Raw genomic sequence first — 17,456 nt, 5'->3', positions numbered from 1 at the left:
AGTTCATGCAGACATATGCTGATATCTCAGCTCTTCGCGAGCAGATCCAACAGTATAAGCGTGATGGTCGAAAAGTGGCGTTTGTTCCAACTATGGGTAACTTACACGAAGGTCACCTGACTCTCGTGCGTAAAGCTCGCGAATTAGCCGACGTTGTTATCGTGAGTATCTTTGTTAACCCTATGCAGTTTGAACGCGCGGATGACCTCAATAGTTACCCTCGTACACTGGAAGAAGACTATAACAAACTGACCAGTGAAAATGTGGAAATTGTATTCACACCGACCCCAGAAATCATGTACCCACATGGCCTTGATAAGCAGACTTCCGTTGAAGTTCCTGGGTTATCAACCATGCTTGAAGGCGCGTCGCGTCCAGGTCATTTCCGCGGTGTCGCCACTGTGGTAACAAAGCTGTTTAACATCGTTAAACCTGATGTAGCCTGCTTTGGCGAAAAAGATTTCCAACAGCTAGCTGTGATTCGCCAAATGGTTGCAGACCTATGCATGGATATTGAGATTGTCGGCGTACCTACTGTACGTGAGATGGATGGTCTTGCGATGAGTTCTCGCAACAACTTGCTGTCTCTAAACGAACGTCAACGTGCACCAGTGCTTGCCCGTACTATGCACTGGATCAGCAGCGCTTTACGCGGTGGTCGTCGTGATTACGACTCTATCGTTGTCGATGCTCAAGACCAGTTGCGTGCGGCAGGACTAGAACCGGATCAAATATTTATTCGTGATTCCCGCACTTTGCTACCGGTTTCTGAAGAAACCAAGCAAGTCGTGATTCTGATGTCTGCATTCTTGGGTAAAGTCAGACTGATCGACAATAAAGTTGTCGATTTCGTATCAGAACAACAAAGCTAAGCTGATATTTAAATGCCATAATACTTTGGTTTAAAAAGAAAAAGGTCAACTTACGTTGACCTTTTTTATTGAGCTAAAATGAGCATCTAAATAAGTTATTGCGAAGATAAATGATTAACTGCGCAGACCTTTACCTTTAGTGACCAAGTAGTGAGCGACGCAGTAAAGCACGACAACAAACACACTGAGTACACTGAAAGAAGTGACAATATCCACATCTGACACACCCAAGAAGCCATAGCGGAACGCGTTCACCATATAAACAATTGGGTTAACCTTTGACACGCCTTGCCAGAACTCTGGCAACAAGCTGATCGAATAAAATACGCCGCCTAAATAGGTCAACGGAGTAAGAACGAAGGTTGGAACAATTGAAATATCGTCAAAAGTTTTTGCAAATACAGCATTGATTAAGCCGCCCAACGCAAAAACGACGGAGGTCATAAATACGGTCAGGAAGATCACCCCCCAGTGTTCCACATTCAGATGCACAAAGAATAAAGAAACAAAGGTTACCAACGTACCGACCAGCAAACCACGAGTTACACCACCCATGACATAACCAGCAATGATGACGTAGTTAGGCACAGGTGCCACCAGCAACTCTTCAATATTCTTCTGCATCTTGGCACTAAAAAATGAAGACGCTACGTTCGAGTAGGAGTTAGTAATCACCGACATCATAATCAAGCCGGGAATGATGTACTCCATATAGCTGAAGCCATTCATCTGACCGATACGAGAACCAATCAAGTTACCAAAAATGATGAAATAGAGGCACATGGTAATGACTGGTGGAACTAGAGTTTGCACCCAAATTCGCGTAAAGCGAGTGACTTCTTTACCTAACAAGCTAACAAAAGCTGTCCAATAAATTTGATACATAGTGGTTCCTTAACTCTGTTCGCGAACAATTCGAACAAACAGCTCTTCTAAACGGTTAGCTTTATTACGCATCGACAACACTCTTACGCCTTGCTCTGTAAGCTGGCTAAAAATGTGGTTTAGCCCTTCAGTTTTTTCGATTTCAATTTCCAGAGAACCGTCTTTCAAGGTTTGTGAAATGACGCCATCAAGCTCAGTTAGCTGGCTTTCGTTCTCGATATCCAAGACAAAAGTTTCGACGTGAAGCTTAGATAACAAGCCCTTCATGGTGGTATTTTCGATAACTTCACCACGGTTGATAATACCTATGTTACGACACAGCATTTCTGCTTCTTCCAAATAGTGAGTCGTCAGGATAATCGTAATACCCTGCGCATTAATCTTCTTCAAAAACTCCCACATAGAGCGACGTAATTCGATATCAACCCCTGCAGTAGGTTCATCAAGGATCAGCAGTTGTGGCTCATGCATTAATGCCCGAGCGATCATCAGACGGCGCTTCATACCACCAGACAGGTTACGAGCACGCTCTTTGCGCTTCTCCCACAAATCCAGTTGGGTGAGATACTTCTCTGCTCTCTCTTTGGCTACCGCTTTGGAGACACCATAAAAACCCGCTTGCTGAATGACAATCTGCTCTACGGTTTCAAACTGGTTAAAGTTAAATTCCTGAGGAACTAGACCCAGTTGTTGTTTCGCTTGTTCAAGATGTGTATCGATGTCATAACCAAACACCTTCACCTTGCCTGACGTCTTGTTAACCAACGAAGAAATGATACCGATAGTCGTCGATTTACCTGCACCGTTAGGCCCTAGTAAGGCGTAGAAGTCGCCCTTTTTGACAGACACACTGATGCCTTTCAGCGCTTCAAAACCACCAGCGTAGGTTTTACGCAGCTGATCTATTTCTAATGCGTACATAATGGAGCTCTTTTTTTGGAGATACCGTATATGTGCCGATTTTAACGGCTGTTTTCAACCCCAAGCATTAAATAGTTTTCATAAACCTTCACAACAGTACATTTAAATATCCTTGCTAACTGAATGTTGTTAATTGATAGCAATCATGGATAATTTTCAACACTGCTCAGATGAGTAATCTCGAGGCGAAATAGTCAGAGATAGAAGGAATGACATTGTGTATAGTTGGAACAGCAATTTAAAGGAAGTAACATGCCAGAGATTAAACAACTATTCGAAAACAACTCAAAGTGGTCAGAGTCGATTAAAGCTGATCGCCCAGAGTACTTTACAAAGCTCGCTGAAGGACAGAATCCTGATTTCCTATGGATTGGTTGTTCAGACAGCCGTGTACCAGCAGAACGTTTAACTGGTCTATACTCAGGCGAATTGTTCGTTCATCGTAATGTTGCCAACCAAGTCATTCACACCGACTTAAACTGCCTTTCTGTTGTTCAGTATGCAGTTGATGTGCTTAAAGTGAAGCACATTATTGTTTGTGGACACTATGGATGTGGTGGTGTGACAGCCTCAATCGACAACCCGCAACTGGGCTTGATCAACAACTGGCTACTGCACATTCGTGATTTGTACTTTAAGCACCGCAAATACATTGAACAGATGCCGGAAACGGATCGTTCTGACAAATTGGCGGAAATCAACGTAGCAGAGCAAGTTCATAATCTTGCGAACTCGACCATACTGCAAAGTGCATGGGAGCGAGGCCAAGAGGTTGAACTTCATGGTGTGGTTTATGGTATCGAAGACGGCAAGTTAGAGTACTTGGGTGTACGCTGCAACTCTCGCAAAACCATTAATAACAGCTACAACAAAGCCATGGAAAAGATCCTTAATCCAGAACACCAACTGCTTTGTCGCTAATTGCTTACTAAAAGCTAAGAACACAAAAAGCCCACTGATGTGGGCTTTTTCATTTTTAACAACAAAGGCGATTATTCTTGAGGAACAACTTTACCGATATAAGGCAAGTGACGGTATTTTTGAGCATAATCGATGCCCACACCGACGACGAATTCATCAGGAATTTCAAAACCTACCCAAGAAACTTCTACGTTCACTTCGCGACGAGAAGGCTTATCAAGCAGAGTACAAATATGAATTGATTTAGGCTCACGTAGAGATAGGATTTCTTTCACTTTATTTAGAGTGTTGCCGGTATCAATGATGTCTTCAACAAGCAGAACATCTTTACCTTTGATGTCATCATCTAAATCTTTCAGGATGCGAACATCACGAGAACTCGTCATTGAGTTGCCGTAGCTAGATGCTGTCATAAAGTCTACTTGGTGAATCAGCTCAATTGAGCGAGCCAAGTCAGCCATGAAAACAAAAGAACCACGCAACAAACCAACCAGCACCAAATCTTCGCTGCCTTGGTAGTGTTGAGAGATTTGCTTACCTAGTTCACGGATACGTTCCTGAACGTCTTGCTCAGAAATCATTACTTCAACTGTATGCTTCATACCATTCTCGTTTGCTTGGGGCACATTTCAATAATAGACGCGCCGCAGAATTTATTCGGCGCGTATAGTAACACTGCCGGAGGGCAGAGTTAACCTTTTCTCCCCCTAGATGATGAGCCTATATCTATATAATTTGAACTTGTTGATAAAGCTCATTTTTAATAATGGGAGCGAATACCTAGTTCAAACATTGACCTTCAATATATGCACCAGTACACTCATAGAGCTTTAAGCAACTAACAAAATAATCATTAGAGTGAAAAACACTCAACTAACAACGTAACAACGAAAAATGGCAGGACTTACAACTATGGACGCATCTATTGAGAAACGCCCGAGAACACGGCTATCTCCCCAGAAACGTAAACTTCAACTAATGGAAATCGCGCTAGAGGTTTTCGCCAGACGCGGCATTGGCCGTGGCGGACATGCTGATATCGCTGAAATCGCTCAAGTCTCAGTAGCTACGGTATTCAACTACTTCCCTACTCGTGAAGACTTGGTGGATGAAGTTCTTACTCACGTGGTTCGTCAATTCTCTAACTTCTTAACCGATAATATTGATTTAGACTTACCAGCCAAAGAGAACCTAAGCAACATCACCAAAGAGCTAGTGGAAATCAGCTATCAGGATTGCTATTGGCTAAAAGTATGGTTTGAATGGAGTGCTTCAACTCGTGATGAAGTATGGCCACTCTTCATGTCGACCAACCGAACCAATCAAATGCTAGTGAAGAACATCTTCAGCAAAGCGATTGAACGTGGTGAAGTGTGCGATAAGCATGATCCAGAAGAACTAACTATGCTGTTCCATGGTCTTTGCTACTCATTGTTTGTTCAGGCAAACCGAGTGGGAGACAAAGATAGCATCAACCAGTTAGCGAACACCTACATGGATATGCTGTGCATCTATAAATAACTAACTGTTGAGCTAAAACTTAACGTTTAGATGTAAAAAAACCGCTGAATCTTCAGCGGTTTTTTTGACTCTCAAGAAGAATTATTTCTTCTTAGCTTTTGCGTTTGGCAGGTCAGTAATTGTACCTTCAAACACTTCCGCCGCTAGACCAACAGACTCGTGTAGAGTTGGGTGAGCGTGGATAGTTAGAGCGATATCTTCAGCATCACAGCCCATCTCAATAGCAAGACCGATTTCGCCTAGTAGTTCACCACCGTTAGTACCAACGATAGCGCCACCAATAACGCGGTGAGTCTCTTTATCAAAGATTAGCTTAGTCATACCATCTGAACAGTCAGACGCAATTGCACGGCCTGATGCTGCCCAAGGGAATGTTGCAACTTCGTAGTTGATGCCTTCAGCTTTCGCTTCTTTCTCAGTCTTACCAACCCAGGCAACTTCTGGCTCAGTGTACGCAATTGAAGGAATAACTTTAGGATCGAAGTAGTGTTTCTTACCAGAGATAACTTCTGCAGCAACGTGACCTTCGTGAACACCTTTGTGAGCAAGCATTGGTTGACCAACGATGTCACCGATAGCGAAGATGTGAGGTACGTTAGTACGCATTTGCTTGTCTACATTGATGAAGCCACGCTCATCAACTTCAAGACCTGCTTTCTCTGCATCAAGAAGTTTACCGTTTGGTACACGACCGATAGCAACAAGAACAGCATCGTAACGCTCAGCTTCCGCTGGTGCTTTTTTGCCTTCCATTGAAACGTAGATACCGTCTTCTTTCGCTTCAACCGCTGTTACTTTGGTTTCTAGCATCAGGTTGAACTTGTCTTTGATGCGCTTGGTGTAAACCTTAACGATGTCTTTATCCGCAGCAGGGATCACTTGGTCGAACATTTCAACTACGTCGATTTGTGAACCTAGTGCGTGGTAAACCGTACCCATTTCTAGGCCGATAATACCGCCACCCATGATCAACAGTTTTCCAGGTACTTCTTTCAGCTCAAGAGCATCAGTTGAGTCCCAAATACGTGGATCTTCATGTGGAATAAATGGAAGTTTAATTGGGCGAGAACCCGCAGCAACGATAGCATTGTCGAAGTTTACTGTTGTTTTACCGTCTTCACCTTCCACTTCGATAGTGTTAGGGCCAGTAAACTTACCAAAACCGTTAACAACCGTTACTTTACGCATCTTAGCCATTCCGCCAAGACCGCCAGTTAACTGGTTAATTACTTTTTCTTTCCATAGACGGATTTTATCGATATCCGTTTGAGGTTCGCCAAATACGATACCGTGTTCTGCAAGTGCTTTTGCTTCTTCGATAACTTTCGCTACGTGTAGCAGTGCTTTTGATGGGATACAACCCACGTTCAAACATACACCGCCAAGAGTGCTGTAGCGTTCAACAAGTACAGTTTCCAGACCTAAGTCTGCACAACGGAATGCAGCGGAGTAACCAGCAGGACCTGCACCAAGTACAACAACTTGGGCTTTAATTTCTTTGCTCATTTCGACCTCTTGTAGTCAATATCCCTAACAGGCTGAGTGGGTATGATATCTTTTTGTATAATACGTTTATTTTTCAGACCGCAACAGTTTACAGAGATGTTAATGGTGTGAAAAGTAAATCCATTTAGCCTGTGAGCTAGCCAACAATTCAAATGCAGGAAAATTTTCCATTTTCAAGAAAACTGCCTTTTTTCAAATCGGTTGGATAAATACTGAATCAAGGCGGCTATTGCCGCCTTGTCTCTTTTTGATTACAGCACTAGACGACGAATGTCGCTTAGGCAGTTGTTCAAGTAAGTGATGAAGCGTGCACCTTCAGCACCATCGATCACACGGTGGTCGTATGATAGAGATAGTGGAAGTTGTAGGCGAGCTTCGAACTCTTTACCGTTCCAAACAGGCTTCATTTCAGACTTAGATACACCAAGGATACCTACTTCTGGCGCATTCACGATTGGCGTGAATGCAGTACCACCAATGCCACCTAGGCTAGAGATAGTGAAACAGCCGCCTTGCATGTCTGCTGCAGTCAGCTTACCTGCACGAGCTTTCTTAGACACTACTGCTAGTTCTTCAGACAACTCGTAAATGCCTTTCTTGTTCACGTCTTTGAATACTGGAACAACTAGACCGTTTGGCGTATCAACCGCGATACCTACGTTCACGTATTTCTTCAGAATCAAGCTTTCGCCATCTTCAGAAAGAGAAGAGTTAAATGCAGGAAACGCTTCAAGCGCTTTAGCAACAGCTTTCATGATGAACACAAGTGGAGTGATCTTCATGCCAGTGTCTTTCTTCGCTTCAATCGCATTTTGCTCTTTACGGAAGTTTTCTAGCTCAGTGATGTCTGCGTTGTCCCACTGTGTAACGTGAGGGATCATTACCCAGTTACGGTGTAGGTTCGCACCAGAAATCTTCTTAATACGAGATAGAGGTTGAACTTCAGTTTCACCAAACTTGCTGAAATCAACTTTCGGCCAAGGAAGTAGACCAAGAGCTGCACCGTCACCTTTACCAGAAGCTGCAGCACCAGATTCAAGACGCTTAAGTGCCTCTTTCACGTAGTTCTGTACGTCTTCTTTCAGGATACGGCTCTTACGGCCTGAACCTTTCACTTTCGCTAGGTTTACACCGAATTCGCGCGCTAGGCGGCGAACAACAGGTGAAGCGTGAGCGTAGTCGTTGTTCTCTTCAAACTCAGTTGCTGCCGGAGCTGCTGCTGGTTTTGCAGCTTCAGCTTTAGGAGCTGGAGCTGCCGCAGGAGCCGCTGCTTGAGCTGGTGCTGCTGGCGCAGGAGCTGCACCGGCTACTTCGAACACCATGATCAATGAGCCAGTTGATACTTTATCGCCAGCTGCAACTTTGATTTCTTTAACCGTACCAGCAAATGGAGCAGGTACTTCCATAGAAGCTTTGTCGCCTTCTACAGTAATCAGAGATTGCTCTTCAGTTACTGTATCGCCAACCGCTACCATGATTTCAGTGACTTCAACTTCATCGCCGCCGATATCTGGAACGTTAACTTCTTTAACGCCAGATGCTGCTGGTGCCGCTGCCGGAGCTGCCGCTGCAACTGGTGCAGGAGTTGCTGCGCCTGAACCTGCAACTTCGAAGATCATCACTAGTGAGCCAGTTGATACTTTATCGCCAGCTGCAACTTTGATTTCTTTTAGAGTACCAGCGAATGGTGCAGGTACTTCCATTGAAGCTTTGTCACCTTCTACTGTCAGTAGAGATTGCTCTTCAGCGATTGAATCGCCAACAGCAACTAGGATTTCAGTCACTTCAACTTCGTCGCCACCGATATCCGGAACACAAACTTCTTTCAGTTCACTTGCTGCCGCAGCTGCAGGTGCAGCTACTGGAGCCGCTTCTGCCGCTGGAGCAGGCGCAGCTGCGCCCGCTTCTTCGCCTTCTTGTTCTAAGAAAAGCATGATAAGTGAACCCGTTGTTACTTTATCGCCAGCAACAACTTTGATTTCTTTTACGATACCCGCTTGAGAAGCAGGTACTTCCATAGAAGCTTTGTCGCCTTCTACCGTAATAAGAGATTGTTCTTCTTCAACCTTGTCGCCAACGCTTACAAGAATCTCAGTAACTTCAACCTCATCCGCACCGATATCAGGTACATTAATTTCGATTGCCATTATTCTTTCCTATCTTCAATTAAGCGTATAGCGGGTTTGTTTTTTCAGTGTCGATGTCGAATTTCTTGATTGCTTCAACAACCACAGATTTCTCAACATCACCACGTTTCGCTAGTTCGCTTAGAGCTGCAACCACAACGTAACCTGCGTTCACTTCGAAGTGACGACGTAGGTTCTCACGGCTGTCAGAACGACCAAAGCCATCAGTACCCAGTACTTTGTATGATTCAGCTGGGATAAACGCACGTACTTGCTCAGCATAGTTCTTCATGTAGTCAGTCGCAGCGATTGCAGGCTCAGTACCCATTACCGTTTGGATATAAGGTACTTGTGCTTCCGCTTCTGGGTGAAGCATGTTGTAACGCTCTACCGCTTGACCATCACGAGTCACTTCGTTGAAAGACGTTACAGAGTAAACGTCAGAAGCAATACCGTAGTCATCACTTAGGATTTGAGCCGCTTTACGTACTTCGTTCATGATAGTACCAGAGCTCATCAGCTGAACTTTCGCCTTGTTACCAGCGTAAGTTTCTAGCTTGTAGATACCTTTACGGATGCCTTCTTCAGCGCCTTCTGGCATTGCTGGCATTGCGTAGTTTTCGTTCATCAGAGTTAGGTAGTAGAACACGTTCTCTTGCTCACCATACATACGACGGATACCGTCTTGCATGATTACCGCAACTTCGTATGCGAATGTTGGGTCGTAAGAGATACAGTTCGGTACAGTACCAGCCATGATGTGTGAGTGACCGTCTTCGTGTTGTAGACCTTCACCGTTTAGCGTTGTACGACCTGCTGTTGCACCTAGTAGGAAACCACGAGCTTGTTGGTCACCAGCCATCCATGCCATGTCACCAACACGTTGGAAACCGAACATAGAGTAGTAGATGTAGAACGGGATCATTGGTAGATCGTTAGTGCTGTATGAAGTTGCAGCAGCAACCCATGAAGACATAGCACCTAGCTCGTTGATACCTTCTTGTAGTACCTGACCAGACGTTGCTTCTTTGTAGTAAGAAACGATGTCGCGGTCTTGTGGTGTGTAGTTCTGGCCGTGCGGGTTGTAGATACCGATTTGACGGAACAGACCTTCCATACCAAATGTACGAGCTTCGTCAGCAATGATAGGAACGATGTTTTGACCAATGTTCTTATCTTTAAGCAGTACGTTTAGAGTACGTACAAACGCCATTGTTGTAGAGATATCACGCTTCTGTTCTTCTAGTAGCGGCTGGAACTCTTCAACAGGTGGAATAACTAGCTCTTGAGTGAAGTTAGGCAGACGCTTAGGCGTGTAACCTTTCAGAGCTTTACGACGAGCGTGTAAGTATTCGTATTCTTTCGAACCTTCTTCCAGAGTTAGGTATGGAAGTTCTTTCACTGCTTCGTCAGTTAGGATGTCTTGAAGACCTAGACGATCACGTAGGTGTAGAACGTGAGTCATATCCATCTTCTTAACTTGGTGCGCGATATTCTTACCTTCTGCCGCTTCACCCATGCCGTAACCTTTAACTGTTTTCGCTAGGATTACAGTTGGACGACCTTTAGTGTCTTGTGCATTTTTAAATGCTGCGTACAGTTTAGAAGACTCGTGACCACCACGCTTAAGTGCGAAGATTTCGTCGTCAGTCATGTCTGCAACTAGAGCTGCAGTTTCTGGGTACTTACCAAAGAAGTGCTCACGTACGTACGCGCCATCTTTAGATTTGAATGTTTGGTAGTCACCATCGATAGTTTCGTTCATCAGTTGAAGAAGCTTACCGCTAGTGTCTTTTGCTAGTAGAGAATCCCAGTTGTTACCCCAGATAACTTTCACTACGTTCCAACCAGCACCTTTGAACAGACCTTCAAGTTCTTGAATGATCTTACCGTTACCCATAACAGGGCCGTCTAGACGCTGTAGGTTACAGTTGATTAGGAAACATAGGTTGTCTAGTTTTTCACGAGCAGCGAAAGAGATAGCACCGCGTGATTCTGGCTCATCCATCTCACCGTCACCTAGGAACGCGTATACACGTTGCTCAGAAGTGTCTTTTAGGCCACGACCGTCTAGGTATTTAAGGAAACGAGCTTGGTAGATTGCAGAGATTGGACCAAGACCCATAGAAACCGTTGGGAATTGCCAGAACTCAGGCATCAATTTAGGGTGTGGGTATGAAGGAATACCTTTACCGTCTACTTCTTGACGGAAGTTGTCTAGTTGCTCAGCAGTTAGACGACCTTCAACGAATGCACGTGCGTAGATCCCTGGAGAAATGTGGCCTTGGTAGTAAACCAAGTCGCCGCCATCTTTCTCGTTCGCAGCACGGAAGAAATGGTTGAAACAGGTTTCGTAGAATGCAGCCGAAGATTGGAAAGACGCCATGTGGCCGCCTAGCTCTAAATCTTTCTTAGATGCACGTAGAACGATCATGATTGCGTTCCAACGGATGATAGAGCGAATACGACGCTCTAGCGTTGTGTCACCCGGATATGCTGGCTCTTGTGCTGCTGGGATCGTGTTGATGTAATTTGTTGTAACGCCAGTAGGCATATCAACACCATCTAAACGAGCTTTCTCTAGCACTTCTTCAAGAATGAACTGCGCGCGCTCTACACCTTCTTCACGAACAACTGACTCAAGGGCAGCTAACCACTCCTGAGTTTCCAGTGCGTCTACGTCATGCTTCATGTCGGACATGGCGATCTATCCTTCTATTGGTTGGATTCTATTTATAATCGCAATAAACCGCTTACTGCGGCTCATTACCCTGTTGGATACGACGTAAAGAACGCTCACGACGAGATTGTTCTCGGGTCAGTTCCAACAATGTTTCTTCAATATAAGCTAAATGAGAATGTGACATCTCGCGCGCCATATCAGGCTCACCAGAAACAATCGCATCCACGATGTTAGCTCGGTGCTTGTTTACTTTCTCAACCGCTTCTGGGCGGTGACGGAGTAATTTAAAATTCTGTAAAATGTTTTGCTCAAGCAAAGGCGCAAGACTACGAACGATATGCAGAATGACCACATTGTGAGTCGCTTCGGTAATGGCAATCAAAAACTCCATTACGGTTGAAGCTTCTGCTTCAAAATCGTGTTTCTCTTGCGCTTCGCTAATTTTCAATACGCTTGATTGAATACGAGCAAAATCTTCTGCTGTACCACGTAAAGCCGCAAAATAGGCAGAAATACCTTCTAATGCATGTCGCGCTTCAAGTAAGTCCAGCTGAGTTTCTGAATGATTTGACAATAAATTTAGCAGAGGATCAGAGAAACTTTTCCAAATATGCTCACTGACGAACGTACCACCGCCTTGGCGACGGGTAAGTAGACGTTTAGCTTCTAAGCGTTGAATAGCTTCACGAACCGATGGACGAGAGACTTCAAACTGTTTAGCTAACTCGCGTTCTGGTGGCAGTTGCTGTCCCGGGGACAGAGTTCCTTCAATAATCAGTCGTTCCAACTCTTGTTCAATAACATCAGAGAGTTTCGGCTGACGAATCCTTTGATAAGCCATAATTTATTATTCTTCTACTCTTTATGCCTTGCTGGCAATTGGTAATACCAATTTCAAATTAACGAAGAAATTAACATATCCAACGTGTTAGTGTCCAGCCAATTATTGACCTAAATCATAAAACCGGACCTATACAAACAGCTCGTTAACAATAATAAACCACTTTTGACATATTATTGGTAAGACCAATTACAAAACAGATACAGAACTTAAGTTATGAGTAAGAAGTGTTACCAATTCATTGCATGAATGGAGCAACAAGGTTTTTAAGATTGGAATCACAAATAATTACCGAACAACAGCCTGTGAATAAGAGAGTTGTCACAAATACTTGATGAATTGAAAGCGGCTCTGGATCAAGCTGCTAAAAAGAGAAGTTATTGAAATGTTAAGTTTATTTTGCTTCTAAATGATCAATCATTAATTGTAAAGACTGATTTCCGCGGAACTCGTTGATGTCCAATTTGTAGGCTAATCGTACCGTTTTGACGGAAGCATCTGGCCAACGTCGCAAGTCAATATTAAAGGCTATTCCATCAATCATGATGTTGGTTGGATGACCTTTGTGTAACGGTTCAAGCATCAACTTGAGATGCTTCTCTCCCACCAACTTCTGGTGTAATACTTTAAATTCACCATCAAAGATCGGTTCTGGAAAAGCTTGCCCCCATGGACCACCAGCACGCAGCGTTTCTGCGGTGTGCATAGCGAACTCTTCGGGCTTGAGTTCACCATCCGTCAGAATCACGCCTTTCAGCATCGCATCATCAAGCTCTTGGCGAACCACTTCATCGAACAACTTACAAAAGCGCTCGAAGTCTTTTTCAGCGATCGTCAAGCCTGCTGCCATTGCATGCCCACCGAATTTTTTGATGATTCCCGGGTTCTGAGTATCTATTTTGTCCAACGCATCACGCATATGCAGCCCAGCAACAGAGCGGCAAGAACCTTTAATCAGACCATCGCCGCCATCAGCAAAAGCAATCACAGGACGGTGATATTGCTCTTTGATACGTGAAGCCAGAATACCGATAACGCCTTGGTGCCAATCTCTTTGGAACAGCACTAAGCCATACGGCAGTTCACTGTCTTTACCGAACTCCAGACGTTCACAAAAGGCCATCGCTTCTTGCTTCATTCCCTCTTCGATATCTTTACGAGTCTGGTTTAAACCATCCAGTTCGCTCGCCATTCTGCGCGCAGCATGGATGTTGTTACACAGCAGAAGCTCTACCCCAAAGGACATATCATCCAAGCGACCTGCTGCATTTATACGCGGGCCGAGCGCAAAGCCGAAATCTGCCGCAACCAGTTTAGTGGCATCGCGTTTGGCGACCTCTATCAAAGCCTGAATGCCCGGCCTTGCCAAACCAGCACGAATTCTCTGTAGCCCTTGATGTACCAGAATGCGGTTGTTTTCATCGAGTGCGACTACGTCAGCGACCGTGCCTAAAGCGACTAAATCAATCAGTTCCATCAATTTAGGCTCTTGCATACCTTGTTCGGTAAAGTAGCCAACTTTGCGCATGTGTACACATAAAGCCATCATCAGGTAGAAAGCAACGCCCACACCCGCCAATGCTTTTGAAGGAAAAGCACACTGCTGAAGGTTTGGGTTCACCATTGCATCCACTTCAGGAAGTTCATTTCCCGGTAAGTGGTGGTCGGTTACCAATACCTGCAAACCTTTTTGTTTGGCATAACGGACGCCTTCGATTGAAGACACACCGTTGTCGACAGTCATGATCATCTCAGCACCGAGGCTGATCGCCTGATCAACCACTTCGGGGCTTAATCCGTATCCATCTTCAAAACGGTTCGGAACCAGATAATCCACATTACGGCTGCCAAGCATACGCAAAGCCAGCACCGAAAGCGCAGAACTGGTCGCGCCATCGGCATCAAAATCACCAACGATGATGATTCGCTTTTGCTCTTTAATTGCTTGATATAAAAGTTCAACCGCCTGCTCGATACCATGCAGTTTTTGGTATGAATGCAACGCTTTAGCGGCTTTATTCAGTTGTTCTAAATCGGTAACACCACGGTTTAAATAAACACGTTTTAAGATGGGCGGAATAGAATCAGGAAGAAGAGATAAATCAGGTTCTGGTCTGCGTTGAATTTCGATCATGGCTGGATTTCTGTCATACATGCTCAGGCTTGAGTCACCTCAAGCCTGTATCCTCAGTAATTATTGCTGTTGTAGGCGTTGTTCAAGTTGTGATGGAGGCAAGTAACCGCCCACCATATCACCCGAAGGTAAGAATATGGCTGGTGTACCGCTAATACCTAACTGACGTCCAAGCTGATAATGGTCAGTGATCGTTTGTTTACATTGAGCGAGATTTTTACCTTTCGCGACTTCGGCGGGCTCACGGGTCACTTTTGCACTGTGCATCGCTGATGCAGGGTCTGCCGCACACCAGATTTTCGCCATATTGTCAGCGACTTGTCCACTTGGTCCCTGACGAGGGAAGGCCAGATAGCGAACGGTAATACCGCGCTTATTGTATTCCTTCATCTCTTGATGCAGACGTACACAGTAACCACAGGTGATATCGGTAAACACAGTCACAGCGTATTTTTCATTTTCCGCTTTGTACTCGATCATGCTGTCTCTGAACTGAGCAATTTTTTCAGCATTGATTGGCGCTTGGCGCTTTGCCATCACATCAACATAAGAGCCGTCTTCACTCAGCTCATAAAGTGTGCCGGCAATCAGGTATTTGGCGTCAGGAGACGCAAATAACACACCGCCTTCGGTATTGACTTCAACCAAGCCGTCAATAGAGGAAGGAACAACATCAATCACAGGCATTCCCAGTTTTTCAAATTTGCTGATGAAAGCTTCTTTATCAATATCAGTCGCCGCAGAAGAGCCTGTTGAAAAACCGGCTAAAGCGAATAATGGTAAGAGAGATAAAGTCAGTCGGCGTAATACGCTCATTAAAATCACCTTTAAGCCCTTGGATGGTGCTCACTATGTATTTGTTTAAGTCGCTCAGTTGCAACATGAGTATAAATTTGGGTTGTCGATAAGTCACTATGCCCCAAAAGCATCTGTACCACACGTAAATCCGCGCCGTGATTTAACAAATGAGTCGCAAAAGCATGACGCAAAACGTGCGGAGAAAGCTTCTCAACATCAATGCCAGCAATCACCGCATAATGTTTGATTCGGTGCCAGAACGTTTGTCTGGTCATCTGCTGCGATCGTTTACTCGGGAAGACCACGTCTGAGGTTTGTTGACCTAATAATTCAGACCGCCCTTGATGGAAAAAAGTTTCAATCCACTCAATCGCGTTTTCTCCCATCGGAACCAAGCGCTCTTTTCCGCCTTTACCGATTACGCGCACAACCCCTTGGCGCAGGCTGATATTTTCTGTGGTCAGAGACACCAGTTCTGTTACACGCAGCCCTGTCGCATAAAGCAGCTCCAACATGGCTTTGTCTCGAAGTTCAACGGGGTCATTAAGATCTTGGGCATTGAGCAGCGCTTCGACTTGCTCTTCAGTCAAATCTTTCGGCAAGCGTTTAGGTAGTTTCGGGCTGACCATCAAAGCCGTTGGATCATCACTGCGGATTTTTTCACGATGCAGATATTGAAACAGACGTCGTATTGCAGAGAGCATTCGCGCACGTGAGGTCTGCTTGTAGTCTTGGTCAATTAACCATGTTTGATACTCTTGCAGACCCGATAAACTGATGTAGTTCAGACGGTAGTTATTCTTATTCATCCAGCCTAAAAGCTTTGTTAAATCATTACGGTATGAAACTACCGTATTTTCTGACAAGCCTCTTTCCAGCCAAAGAGTATCTAAGAACTGCTCCATGATTCCTTGGTCAGGCAAAAATAATTCCGACACGTGTTCCTCTTTTTCTTATCATTATGCGAGATATCGACAATATGCTAAATAGCCACTAAGGCTACGAGATATCGCATGGATATACCATAAAAATCGGGCATGCTCAGGATATTCGCTGCACTCTCGGTCATTTTATGTTTAGAATCTACCATCCCAGAGAAAGAAAGAACTAAATAACGTATGAAGATTGGTCTATTTTACGGCTCAACGACCTGCTATACCGAAATGGCCGCCGAAAAAATGCGCGCGATTATCGGTGATGATCTGCTCGACATTCACAATGTAAAAGAAACACCGCTCAGCTTAATGAGTGACTATGATCTGCTAATATTAGGCATCTCGACGTGGGACTTTGGAGAGATCCAAGAGGACTGGAACGAATTATGGGATCAAATAGATGGCGTACCGCTAAACGGCAAGTCCGTCGCATTGTTCGGCTTAGGCGATCAAGAAGGTTATGGCGAATGGTATCTGGATGCGATGGGACTGCTACACGACGAGATCAAGAAGACGGGAGCTAACATCATCGGTTACTGGCCTGTTGAAGGCTATACCTTTGAAGCATCAAAGGCACTGACTGAAGATGGGACTCAGTTTGTTGGCTTAGCGTTGGATGAAGACTCTCAGTATGAACTCAGCGATGAACGCATTGCCACTTGGATTGAACAAGTTCTGACTGAGTATCAAGAGTCTCTCTAAAATCATTCAAGTAAAGCGCGGTACTTTAACCAGTCAAAGACCAAACCTGGGTCTGTTTTACGCATCGGGGCAATATATTGATGCCCCGTTATTCTTGGCACCGAGATTTGCGGATACGCAACCATCAACTCTTGGCTGAGCTTGGCTAGTGCCTGATATTGCTCTTCGGTATAAGCGACATAATCTGTACCTTCCAGCTCAATACCTATCGAATAATCATTGCAGCGCTCTCTGCCCGCAAAAGAAGACTGCCCTGCATGCCACGCTCTGGCGGTAAAAGGAACAAACTGCACCACTTCACCATCTCTTCGAATCAAGCAATGCGCAGACACCTCCATTTTATGGATCACTTTGAAAAATGGATGCTCATCCGGATTAAGCTTACCGGTAAAGAACTGCTCTATATGATCACTACCAAACTGGCCCGGAGGCAGGCTAATGTTATGCACCACCAGCAGTGAGATATCGTTAACATCGCTTCTCTCATCAAAATACGGTGACGGCACTTTGCGCGCTGTGTGATACCAACCTTGGTTATCAATCATAAAGAGACCTTTATTTATTCATTCAGAGCTTTTGATTTTAACTGTCTAGCGATGAAATGCGAGATT

Annotated in this window: 15 protein-coding genes; 4 read left to right on the top strand and 11 right to left on the bottom strand. The window is 44.7% G+C overall.

The genetic code is table 11. From position 1 onward, the window contains the following. The first annotated feature begins 5 nt into the window (after window positions 1–5). Window positions 6–872 carry a pantoate--beta-alanine ligase gene (panC, locus tag AAGA51_RS02385; RefSeq protein ID WP_042484502.1) on the top strand — a complete coding sequence of 289 codons (867 nt, stop codon included), beginning with the start codon at window positions 6–8 and terminating at the stop codon, window positions 870–872. Between the two features lie 114 nt (window positions 873–986). Here panC and AAGA51_RS02380 read toward each other — a convergent pair whose 3' ends face one another. Together AAGA51_RS02380 and AAGA51_RS02375 are read right to left on the bottom strand one after the other, a co-directional pair. Next, window positions 987–1,757: an ABC transporter permease gene (locus AAGA51_RS02380; protein ID WP_042484505.1), complete on the bottom strand. Its 771-nt coding sequence runs from the start codon at window positions 1,755–1,757 to the stop codon at window positions 987–989. Between the two features lie 9 nt (window positions 1,758–1,766). After that, window positions 1,767–2,678: an ABC transporter ATP-binding protein gene (locus tag AAGA51_RS02375; RefSeq protein ID WP_042484507.1), complete on the bottom strand. Its 912-nt coding sequence runs from the start codon at window positions 2,676–2,678 to the stop codon at window positions 1,767–1,769. A 252-nt stretch (window positions 2,679–2,930) separates the two neighbouring features. Here AAGA51_RS02375 and can point away from each other — a divergent pair, with 252 nt between their 5' ends. Next, entirely contained in the window at window positions 2,931–3,599 is a 669-nt protein-coding gene (gene can / locus AAGA51_RS02370) for a carbonate dehydratase (RefSeq protein WP_042484510.1), read from the top strand. Window positions 3,600–3,670: 71 nt separating this feature from the next. On the opposite strand, the gene hpt is transcribed toward can, so the two are convergent. Then, entirely contained in the window at window positions 3,671–4,201 is a 531-nt protein-coding gene (gene hpt / locus AAGA51_RS02365) for a hypoxanthine phosphoribosyltransferase (protein WP_042484511.1), read from the bottom strand. Between the two features lie 310 nt (window positions 4,202–4,511). On the opposite strand from hpt, the gene AAGA51_RS02360 reads away from it, so the two are divergent. After that, window positions 4,512–5,120, top strand: coding sequence for a LuxR/HapR/OpaR family quorum-sensing transcriptional regulator (locus tag AAGA51_RS02360; RefSeq protein ID WP_042484512.1), 609 nt, complete (start codon window positions 4,512–4,514; stop codon window positions 5,118–5,120). Between the two features lie 81 nt (window positions 5,121–5,201). Here the strand turns inward: AAGA51_RS02360 and lpdA are convergent, their stop codons facing one another. The 7 genes from lpdA to xerD all read right to left on the bottom strand — a co-directional run bounded on the left by lpdA (window position 5,202) and on the right by xerD (window position 16,146). Continuing rightward, on the bottom strand, window positions 5,202–6,626 hold the full coding sequence (gene lpdA / locus AAGA51_RS02355; RefSeq protein WP_042484515.1) for a dihydrolipoyl dehydrogenase: 1,425 nt from the start codon (window positions 6,624–6,626) through the stop codon (window positions 5,202–5,204). Between the two features lie 251 nt (window positions 6,627–6,877). Next, complete coding sequence (gene aceF, locus AAGA51_RS02350) at window positions 6,878–8,773, bottom strand: pyruvate dehydrogenase complex dihydrolipoyllysine-residue acetyltransferase (protein WP_042484517.1); 1,896 nt, start codon at window positions 8,771–8,773, stop codon at window positions 6,878–6,880. 19 nt (window positions 8,774–8,792) lie between these two features. Then, window positions 8,793–11,453 (bottom strand): pyruvate dehydrogenase (acetyl-transferring), homodimeric type, encoded by a 2,661-nt coding sequence (gene aceE / locus AAGA51_RS02345; protein ID WP_042484519.1) that lies wholly within the window; start codon window positions 11,451–11,453, stop codon window positions 8,793–8,795. 52 nt (window positions 11,454–11,505) lie between these two features. Further along, a complete protein-coding gene (pdhR, locus tag AAGA51_RS02340) occupies window positions 11,506–12,276 on the bottom strand; it encodes a pyruvate dehydrogenase complex transcriptional repressor PdhR (protein WP_042484520.1) in 771 nt (256 codons plus the stop codon). A 394-nt stretch (window positions 12,277–12,670) separates the two neighbouring features. Further along, window positions 12,671–14,410 carry a single-stranded-DNA-specific exonuclease RecJ gene (gene recJ / locus AAGA51_RS02335; RefSeq protein WP_042484747.1) on the bottom strand — a complete coding sequence of 580 codons (1,740 nt, stop codon included), beginning with the start codon at window positions 14,408–14,410 and terminating at the stop codon, window positions 12,671–12,673. Between the two features lie 60 nt (window positions 14,411–14,470). After that, window positions 14,471–15,226, bottom strand: a complete 756-nt coding sequence (dsbC, locus tag AAGA51_RS02330; RefSeq protein WP_042484522.1) for a bifunctional protein-disulfide isomerase/oxidoreductase DsbC — start codon at window positions 15,224–15,226, stop codon at window positions 14,471–14,473. An 11-nt stretch (window positions 15,227–15,237) separates the two neighbouring features. Next, entirely contained in the window at window positions 15,238–16,146 is a 909-nt protein-coding gene (gene xerD / locus AAGA51_RS02325; protein ID WP_042484523.1) for a site-specific tyrosine recombinase XerD, read from the bottom strand. A 180-nt stretch (window positions 16,147–16,326) separates the two neighbouring features. Between xerD and fldB the strand changes: the two genes are divergently transcribed. Further along, window positions 16,327–16,845, top strand: coding sequence for a flavodoxin FldB (fldB, locus tag AAGA51_RS02320; RefSeq protein ID WP_042484525.1), 519 nt, complete (start codon window positions 16,327–16,329; stop codon window positions 16,843–16,845). 2 nt (window positions 16,846–16,847) lie between these two features. Here fldB and ampD read toward each other — a convergent pair whose 3' ends face one another. Continuing rightward, a complete protein-coding gene (gene ampD, locus AAGA51_RS02315; RefSeq protein ID WP_042484527.1) occupies window positions 16,848–17,390 on the bottom strand; it encodes a 1,6-anhydro-N-acetylmuramyl-L-alanine amidase AmpD in 543 nt (180 codons plus the stop codon). Window positions 17,391–17,456 lie beyond the last annotated feature (66 nt).

The sequence above is a fragment of the Vibrio diazotrophicus genome, from assembly GCF_038452265.1.
Classification (GTDB): Bacteria; Pseudomonadota; Gammaproteobacteria; order Enterobacterales; family Vibrionaceae; genus Vibrio; species Vibrio diazotrophicus.
Note: the sequence above shows the minus strand (reverse complement) of the source record. Positions and strands in the feature narration are given on the sequence as shown.